The organism is Mesorhizobium sp. M0410 (assembly GCF_040321435.1).
Classification (GTDB): Bacteria; Pseudomonadota; Alphaproteobacteria; order Rhizobiales; family Rhizobiaceae; genus Mesorhizobium.
The window spans coordinates 1-7,852 of sequence record NZ_JAMYRN010000051.1 but is presented as its reverse complement, the minus strand read 5'-3'; the positions used below and the strand labels follow the sequence as shown (position 1 = coordinate 7,852).

7 protein-coding genes and 3 pseudogenes are annotated in these 7,852 nt (G+C 60.5%); 4 read left to right on the top strand and 6 right to left on the bottom strand.

Annotated features, from left to right (window positions below):
* Nucleotides 1-229: 229 nt before the first annotated feature.
* A pseudogene (locus NKI63_RS30235) lies at nt 230-349 on the bottom strand (transposase domain-containing protein); the annotation flags it as partial.
* A gap of 122 nt (nt 350-471) precedes the next feature.
* Nucleotides 472-1,471: pseudogene (locus NKI63_RS30230) on the bottom strand (tyrosine-type recombinase/integrase).
* 95 nt (nt 1,472-1,566) lie between these two features.
* Here NKI63_RS30230 and NKI63_RS30220 point away from each other — a divergent pair.
* From NKI63_RS30220 to NKI63_RS30210, 3 genes are read left to right on the top strand one after another with little or no spacing between them, the layout of a single operon-like run.
* Nucleotides 1,567-1,911: a recombinase zinc beta ribbon domain-containing protein gene (locus NKI63_RS30220; RefSeq protein WP_502900532.1), complete on the top strand. Its 345-nt coding sequence runs from the start codon at nt 1,567-1,569 to the stop codon at nt 1,909-1,911.
* A 14-nt stretch (nt 1,912-1,925) separates the two neighbouring features.
* On the top strand, nt 1,926-2,246 hold the full coding sequence (locus NKI63_RS30215; protein WP_352824094.1) for a hypothetical protein: 321 nt from the start codon (nt 1,926-1,928) through the stop codon (nt 2,244-2,246).
* 52 nt (nt 2,247-2,298) lie between these two features.
* Nucleotides 2,299-2,742 (top strand): hypothetical protein, encoded by a 444-nt coding sequence (locus tag NKI63_RS30210; RefSeq protein WP_352824093.1) that lies wholly within the window; start codon nt 2,299-2,301, stop codon nt 2,740-2,742.
* 132 nt (nt 2,743-2,874) lie between these two features.
* On the opposite strand, the gene NKI63_RS30205 is transcribed toward NKI63_RS30210, so the two are convergent.
* The 4 genes and pseudogenes from NKI63_RS30205 to NKI63_RS30190 form a co-directional block, all read right to left on the bottom strand.
* Entirely contained in the window at nt 2,875-3,240 is a 366-nt protein-coding gene (locus tag NKI63_RS30205) for a reverse transcriptase (RefSeq protein WP_352824092.1), read from the bottom strand.
* 904 nt (nt 3,241-4,144) lie between these two features.
* Nucleotides 4,145-5,059 (bottom strand): ornithine carbamoyltransferase, encoded by a 915-nt coding sequence (argF, locus tag NKI63_RS30200; protein ID WP_352824091.1) that lies wholly within the window; start codon nt 5,057-5,059, stop codon nt 4,145-4,147.
* A gap of 201 nt (nt 5,060-5,260) precedes the next feature.
* Nucleotides 5,261-5,799, bottom strand: a pseudogene (locus NKI63_RS30195) (transposase); the annotation flags it as partial.
* A gap of 34 nt (nt 5,800-5,833) precedes the next feature.
* Nucleotides 5,834-6,070: a hypothetical protein gene (locus NKI63_RS30190; RefSeq protein WP_352824090.1), complete on the bottom strand. Its 237-nt coding sequence runs from the start codon at nt 6,068-6,070 to the stop codon at nt 5,834-5,836.
* 477 nt (nt 6,071-6,547) lie between these two features.
* On the opposite strand from NKI63_RS30190, the gene NKI63_RS30185 reads away from it, so the two are divergent.
* Entirely contained in the window at nt 6,548-7,408 is an 861-nt protein-coding gene (locus NKI63_RS30185) for a class I SAM-dependent methyltransferase (protein WP_352824089.1), read from the top strand.
* The last annotated feature ends 444 nt before the right edge of the window (nt 7,409-7,852 follow it).

Genomic DNA, 7,852 nt, shown 5'->3' with positions numbered 1-7,852 from the left:
AACTCCTCCTCGAAGAATATCATCGCGTCTCCCCATCGAAAGCTTGACCCCGGCACCGCGGTGCTCAGGTGCTCATGGCCGCCGGTACGCACGTCTGCGGTCTTCACCGGATGGGTACAGATCGCTTAACCAGCGTGGCCGTGGGCTGCGTAGACGTCCTTGTAGATCCACCAGAAATAGCCATAGCCGGTCCCTATCATACGATCCGTAAGGGACAAGCTGAGGCCGTTCAGGCGGCGTAATTCCAGGGCATGAGTGCCTCGATTTCGCTGCTCGGCCAGCCATTGGCGATGCGCTGGAGGGTCTGAGCGAGCCAGGCAAGGGGATCGATGTTATTCATCTTTGCCGTTTATGCCGACCGTCGAACTATGCCGAGTGCCTCTTTGACCATGGCGGTTGGAGTGTTGGAGTGCGCTTCTCCCGCCGTTTCGGCCGGAGACCAGCCGTTCGCACTCGGCATATTTCTCATGCTCAAAGGGCGTTCAGGAATTCCAGAAGCCGGTCGTTTAGTCGAAATCGTTCGGCCTTTGCGCGTTCATATGGCTTCAGCTTGGCAAGTGCGGATTCCTTCAGTTCAAGATGTGCGTGAAGATAGGTCAGCGTCGTTTCTATCGTCTCATGGCCCAGCCACAGGGCGATGACCGAACAATCGACGCCCGCCTGCAGCAGCTCCATCGCACCGCTGTGCCTCAAAACATGGGGCGACACCCGCTTCGAGCGAAGGGGGACGCAGTGTTCGCGCGCTTTGGCGACATATTTGTTCAGCAGCGCCTGCAGGCCGTCGGCGCTAAGCATGCCGCCGTCGTGTTGGGAAAGAGAGCCGTTGCGCCCCGCTTCCTGGGCTCGTTGAGCCAGCCCCGAAGGGCTTGCTGTGCAACCTTGGTGAGCGGCGTACTTCGCTCCTTGCGGCCCTTGCCAACGCATCGCACGTGGGCACCGCGCCCAGCATCACCGAGTCCGGGTCGAGATCGATGATCTCCGAGACCCGCAACCCCGTTTGCGCGGCCAGCAAGAGCAGAGTGTGATCACGCCGTCCCAGCCATGTGCTGCGATCCGGGCAGGCCAGGATCGCTTGAATCTCGGGCCTGGTGAGAAACTGAAGCTGTCGCTTGTCGCATCGCTTGCTCGGGATCGCGAGCACGCGTTGAATCTGGGCGCTATGGGCCGGCTCCTCGAACGACGCATATCTGAAGAAAGACCGAATGGCCGTGAGGCGGAGATTCCGGGTCCTCACTGAGGCGGATCGCTGTGTCTCGAGGTCCTCCAGGAATGCGCCGATGAAAGGCCCGTCCAAATCCCGCAGTGTCAACTGCGACGGATACCTGCCAAGGCGTGTCTGCGCGAATGCAAACAGGAGCCGGAAGGTGTCGCGATAGGAGGCGATGGTGTTGGAGCTTACGCCTCGATGTCGCATGAGCCGATCGGTGAACCACCGCTCGATCAGCACGGCCAGATCGTTCGGGGCACTCATGAGCGAGCCTCCCACCGCTTATCCAGCAGTCGCGCGGCATGGGTCATTAGCTCCGGCGCGGCGGATGGATCCCAGTAGGTGTCGCGAACATTGGCGTGGCAGAGAAAGGTCGAGAGGACCGGTCAGTCGGCGAAGGCGATCGGGCGGACGGCGAGATCGAGACCCGGACGCGCTGCGTGCCGGAGGAAGAGTGGCGGGTGGTCATTCATGACCATCATCCAGGCTACATCACCCGGGATCAGTTTCTCGCCAACCGGCAACGGCTGGCCAAGAACCACACCAATGGCGAGGTGCTCGCCGGCCCCGCCCGCGAAGGGCTCTGCCTCTTGCAGGGCTTGCTTGTCTGCGGCGCCTGCGGGCGCCGCCTCACCGTGCGCTACACCGGCAATGGCGGGCTCTACCCTGTCTATCAATGCAACTGGAAGCACCGCAAGGGCTGACACGACGCTGCTGCTTGACTGTGCCCGCGGCGCCGCTCGACAGCGCCGTCAGCGCACGCGTGGTCGACGCGGTCACGCCGCTGACGGTTGAGCTCGCGCTGGCGGCGCTGGCCAGCCTGGAAAAGCGCGACGCGGCTGTGGCCGGGCAATGGCGGCGGCGCATCGAGCGCGCCCGGTACGACGCCGATCTGGCCGAACGGCGCTACGCAGCCGTCGATCCGGCCAACCGCCTAATCGCCGCCACCTTGGAGACACGCTGGAACGATGCCGAGCAGCGGGTGCTCGATCTTGAGGCGGAGATGGCCAAGTTCGAGCGGCAACGCTGCGGGCCGTGACGGACGAGCAGAAGCAGCAAATCGTCGCCCTCGGGCGCGACTTTGCGCGGCTATGGACGGCTTCGACCACCAGCCCCGCGACCGCAAGCGGATGCTGCGCTTGCTGATCAAGGATATTACCCTTGCCACGGGACCGAAACCCAAGCAGCTGCAAGTGCACATTCGTTGGCAGGGCGGTGCAACCGAGACGCTGACCGTGCACCTGCGTTCAAACCGGGCTGATGCGGTTCGTTATTCGCCGGCCTTCGTCGATGAAGTTCACACGCTGGCGCAATACCATGACGACCGCGAGATCGCAGTGCTGCTTGCCCGCGACGGCAGGAAGAGCGCGACCGGCAAGCCCTTCACCGCCAGCATGATCAGCTGGATTCGGTTCAAACACGGCATTCCCGGCCCGTCGGCGCCGCCCGGGACGCTGACGGTCCATCCATCAGGTGGCCCAACGCTATGGCGTCAGTCGGGGGGGTGGTCTATTATTGGATCGATCAGACGGTGATTCCCGCCGACAGAAAGCCCGGCAAGTCCTATGGTCTCACCATCACCGGGGTGGTCGATCAACGGCTCCGCGCATGGGTTGCAAATTCCGATCGTGTTCCCGGCATCCCCACAGCCGTTTGAACAAGGTGCATTATGAAGTCCACACCGGAATGCCCAGGGGCCGGAATTGCCCCGGTTTACCGGCCTTGGGGATTAGCTTGCGCCGCGCAGGGCTGGGTCGATATGCGCCGCAGCGCAGTTCGGCTTGGAGCCCTTCGAGGAAGCGTTGCTCACCGATGCCATTGCGGATGCGACCCAACGTCATCCCGTCGATCCCGGCCGTGCGTCGACCTTGGTTGGAGGCTACGCGCTGCCAGGCGTAACGCAGCATGCGCAGGTCGGTGATCCAAACCCACATGTCCCGCCACGCGTCTTCGGGATTTGCCTTACTCCACTGATAGAGTTTGCGCTGAGTGCCGAGTACCCAGGCCTCGTCGGCCTGGTGATCTATGTCCATAGATCACTCCTCCGTCATGCAAGTCTACCGTCTTCCTGCTTCCCTTCGCCCTGTGCACGGCTTTCCCGCGCTCTGACTGCTACGAAAGCTCCGCCCTTGGTGCCGTCCATCTCCGGCCGTCGCGGCGACGCCCAGTTCCGCGCTGGGCAGATACTCCAAGTTCCCGTGTTCCGATTTCCAACTTTCATGCCCGTAGGCGGTGAGCTTTACCCCAGGCGATGCGGAAGACAGGGCAATGCGAGCTTCCCCCCGTCTGGAACGTGTTGTCCGTGCCCTGCAGTGAGGATAGACGAGCCCCACCGCGTCTGATCGCTTCTTACCTCCCACGCCATCGCGCGACTTGGAGGCGTTGCAAGTTGAATCCGAGGCTTCCAGCGCCTTTGTTATCTCGCCATAGACACTATAGTAGCCCGGCCGGCGGCCAATGGTCCGCACCCGGTACAGTTCAGGCCGATCTGCTTATGACACCCAACCGGCGACGCCCGGTCGAGCTTCTCGGCACCCCCTTCCATCCGCTGCTCCTGCGGGCGGGGCGGCATTACAGCCGCCGGTCGAAAACCAGCAAGCTTGAGAGGTGGCTATTCCATATTCACCTCCCGCGCCGTCACGGCGCACCATCAATTCCTATATAATAGTCCATGGTTGTCCCTCGCTTGATGCTTGGGGCCGAGACAATCGGACCCCGTTTCAACATCATCACTCTGGGGACAGCCACCTTCTTGGCTATGCCACGAGCGCCGGCCCATTACGGCATCTAGGGGTTGGGTGCATACAGCCCGCACAAACGATTTTGACGTAGCCGTCCGCGGTCATCTGCGGCGAATTCGCCAAGCTCTGTGGCTTTCGCCGCCATTGCGGATACTCCTTAGTTCCTCAGATCGTGACCGAGCGGCCGCGCCGCGGATCATATAGCGCTGAGGCACCACGCGAGTACGGATTTCTGCGCGTGCAGGCGGTTTTCGGCCTCGTCAAAGACGACGGACTGCGGTCCCTCAATCACCTCATCGGTCACTTCCTCGCCGCGATGGGCCGGCAGGCAGTGCATGAAGAGCGCATCGCTCTTGGCATGGATCATCAGCTGTTTGTTCACCTGGAACGGCTGGAAGACGCTGTGTCCGCGCGCCCTATGCTCCTGGTTCATGGATACCCAAGTATCCGTCACCACGCAGTCGGCGCCGGCCACCGCTGTTTCCGCATCATGGCACAGCATGATGCTGGCGCCTTCGTTGCGAGCCCAATTCAGGAACTTATCGTTGGGTTCCGAACCGAGCGGGACGGCCATGTTCATGCGGTAGCCGAACCGGGCCGCGCCCTCAACAAAGGAATGCAGCACATTGTTCCCATCACCCGTCCAGGCAATCGTCTTGCCTTTGACCGGACCACGATGCTCCTCAAAAGTCATAAGGTCCGCCATGATCTGGCAAGGATGCGTGTCATCCGTCAGGCCGTTGATGACCGGCACAGTAGCGTGCTCCGCCAGTTCTAGAAGCCGCTTGTGATCGGTCGTGCGGATCATGATTGCGTCGACGTAGCGCGACAGGACCTTAGCCGTGTCCCCGATTGTTTCGGCTCGGCCGAGCTGCATCTCGGCACCTGACAGGAACAGGGTCTCGCCACCGAGCTGGCGCATGCCGACATTGAAGGAAACGCGGGTCCGGGTGGACGGTTTCTCGAAGATCATCGCCAGCATCTTGCCCGCAAGCGGATTATCCGCCGTGCCTGCCTTGGTTGCGGCCTTGCGGGAGATCGCATCGCTCATGATGCCGCGCAGGTCGTCTGCGGAAACGGCCGACAGATCGAGAAAATGTTTGGGTGCCATATCAACCTGTCAATTCTCCAGATGCCTTGCCATGCTGGCCGGTGGCGTGTGAAAGCCACACCTGAGAGGCCTAATACATGGCCGCAACTGATCGCACGTCCATAACTTAAAGATTCTTCTTGCATGCCCGGGGTGTCCACACCTCTGCGAACGTGGTGGAGGGGTCCCGGGTGCCATGTATAGCATGTCGCCAGCGTGGCGCAGCTTGGCCGGCTTGTCCTTCCATTCCTCCGGCACCTTGCCCGCCTTGATGTCGGCCTTCTCGCCATCGGAGTTGCGCTGCTTCGGCGCCGCCACGATCGTGGCGTCGACGATCTGCCCGCCCATCGCCAGATAGCCCGCCTTGGTGAGGTGCTTGTCAAAACAGGCGAACAGGTTCTCGATCGCCCGCGCCTGCGTGAGGTGCTCCCGAAACAGCCAGATCGTCTTGGCGTCCGGCACCTTATCGCCCAGCCCCAGGCCGAGGAAGCGCATGAAGGACAGCCGGTCCTGGATCTGGTATTCCGCATGGTCATCAGACAGGTTGTAGAGCGCCTGCACACCATGATCTTGAACATCAGCACAGCGTCATAGGGCGGCCTGCTGCCCTTGGCGCCATCCGAGCGCTTCAGCGCCTTGGCCGAAGGCTTGCGAAATACCTCCCACAGAACCACCGCAGTCAACGTCTCCAGCGGATCGCCCGCCTCGCTCAGCCGCGCATAGCGTTCGTCAATGTCCCAGAACCCAGCCTGTCCTCGCATCCACTGCCTCCGCGCAAATCACCGCGAGAGCGAATCAGCTCAGGTCGCCAAAGGCTAGGTTTTTCGAGGCGTCCAGCTGCTTGCGCCCAGACTCATTGTCTGCCGCAGTTACCGACGAGACCCGTGGGTAATACCACTTGCGGCGAGACTTGTGGATGTCGAGAAAGAAGTACTCAAACGATAGTTCGGGCTCACGTAAAGTGTAATTTACCGCAGACCCAACGATTACTTCGCGGAGATGCGACCATTCATCGTAACTGTTGAGCTTCATGCTTTATCTCCTGCTTGTTTAGGCCTTGGTGATGATCGAGGCTGTGTGACACCGTCCGAAGCACTGCACATCCTAGTACGCCTAGCCAACATCGAATTGGTAATCCCACGGTTCTCCGCAGTTGTAACCCGCAACCTCTGCCTTTGGGACTACCTAATATGATAGGTGTCGTCATTGGGTGTTCTTCAGTACGATTCCGGTGATCGGTAAGCGGCAAACAGACCCCGTCAGGCCGAGCTGACCCCGTCTGGCCGAGGGGGTGAGCGGCAAGGTATCGATAGCAGACACGATGAGCTGCTGTGAGCTTCTATCTCTGCGCCTAGCTCTGGAACTAGAATCTTCCATTTGATCGAAGCTGTCGCCGAACGCCTTGAGGGTGCGCCGTGATAGCTTCGCCGGCGCTGGCCGGATGAGTTCAAGGCATGGGCATTGAACAGCGGCCGCAGCCAAAGGATGTCGGACTTTGGAGGAACCACGATGCTCAATGAAAATAAAATATCAAATCATACCGCATCTTCCCAAGCCCCAAGACCGTGGGACGATTTCGATGGCCTTGGTTACTACTACCAGTTCCGTCCGGAGTACCCGTCAGCCATTGCCGAGCAGTTGCGGTCCTTGCTTGGGAACTCGACTGAGGGAACGGTCATCGAGGTGGGGGCCGGAACCGGCCTCTTTACGCGCAGCCTCGCCACCGCCCTCGGCCCTGCCTGCCGGATCATGGCCCTTGAGCCCAACGAAGACATGCGCTGGCATGCGGTCTCACAGACGCCGGCCAGCATGCCGGTCACTTATGTGGACGGAATTGCCGAAAATCTGGCAGCCGGTGACCACTCGGTTCAACTGCTCACGGCCGCTAGCGCCGCCCATCGATTTAATCGCTCAGTGTTCTATCAGGAGGCGGAGCGGGTCCTGATGGCGGACGGTCTACTGGCTTTGCTGCAATACGAGCCTTTCGACAGGGGCAGTGCTTTTGCCGACGATTTTCTTTCCGCCATTGAAGGTGCGCTGCCGAATTATCGGCGGCATCGGCATTCGAAACCGGAAGGTGGGTATTTGGAGATCGACATTGGCGCGGAACTGAAGAGCCTGTCGGCTTTTCAAAACGTGCAGCGGGAGGCATTGGTCTTTCACGAGCAGATTGATCTCGAAACATTTATGTATCGTGCTCTATCCTTCACGATCGTTCAAAAGGCCATGGTCGCAATCGGCCGCTCGCAGCTAATGGCGCAACTGTTTGAGATCTTCGACAGACATGCCGATCACAAACGACTGGCTGAAATGCCTTACGAGGCAGAAATCATCACGGCCCGGCGCGTCGATCACGGACTGAAGAGCTAGACGATATCCGACGCACGGCGGCCAGTGCTTCTACGCGGGGCGTCGGTCATAACCGGACCGGGGCACCTCTCTCGGAAATTCGTCTGTTCTCATCGATGCCGGACAAATCGTCGCCGCCGGATCGGATAGTGATTTCGACACGTAGAATCCGGATTGGGCCAGGGCCACTCGGCTGTTGTTGAACCTGTTTCAAGGTCGCGTCCCACCGGGTAGATGCTATGGGGCGAGCGGCGAGGGTGTGGGAGCGCCGGTATAAACCGGCAAGGAGTAGATGGTGAAAGCCCATCACGATGAAGGAGTAGCGATCCACATCGGCCCCGAGTCATGCGCGGGCAGCCATGAGGCTGTGCGCGAAGCGTTGTCGGCCGAATTGAGAAACTGACCCCCTGACGAAATGAAGAACTGACCCCTCGGTTATGAGAGGAGGCATGGATGACGGTTGAG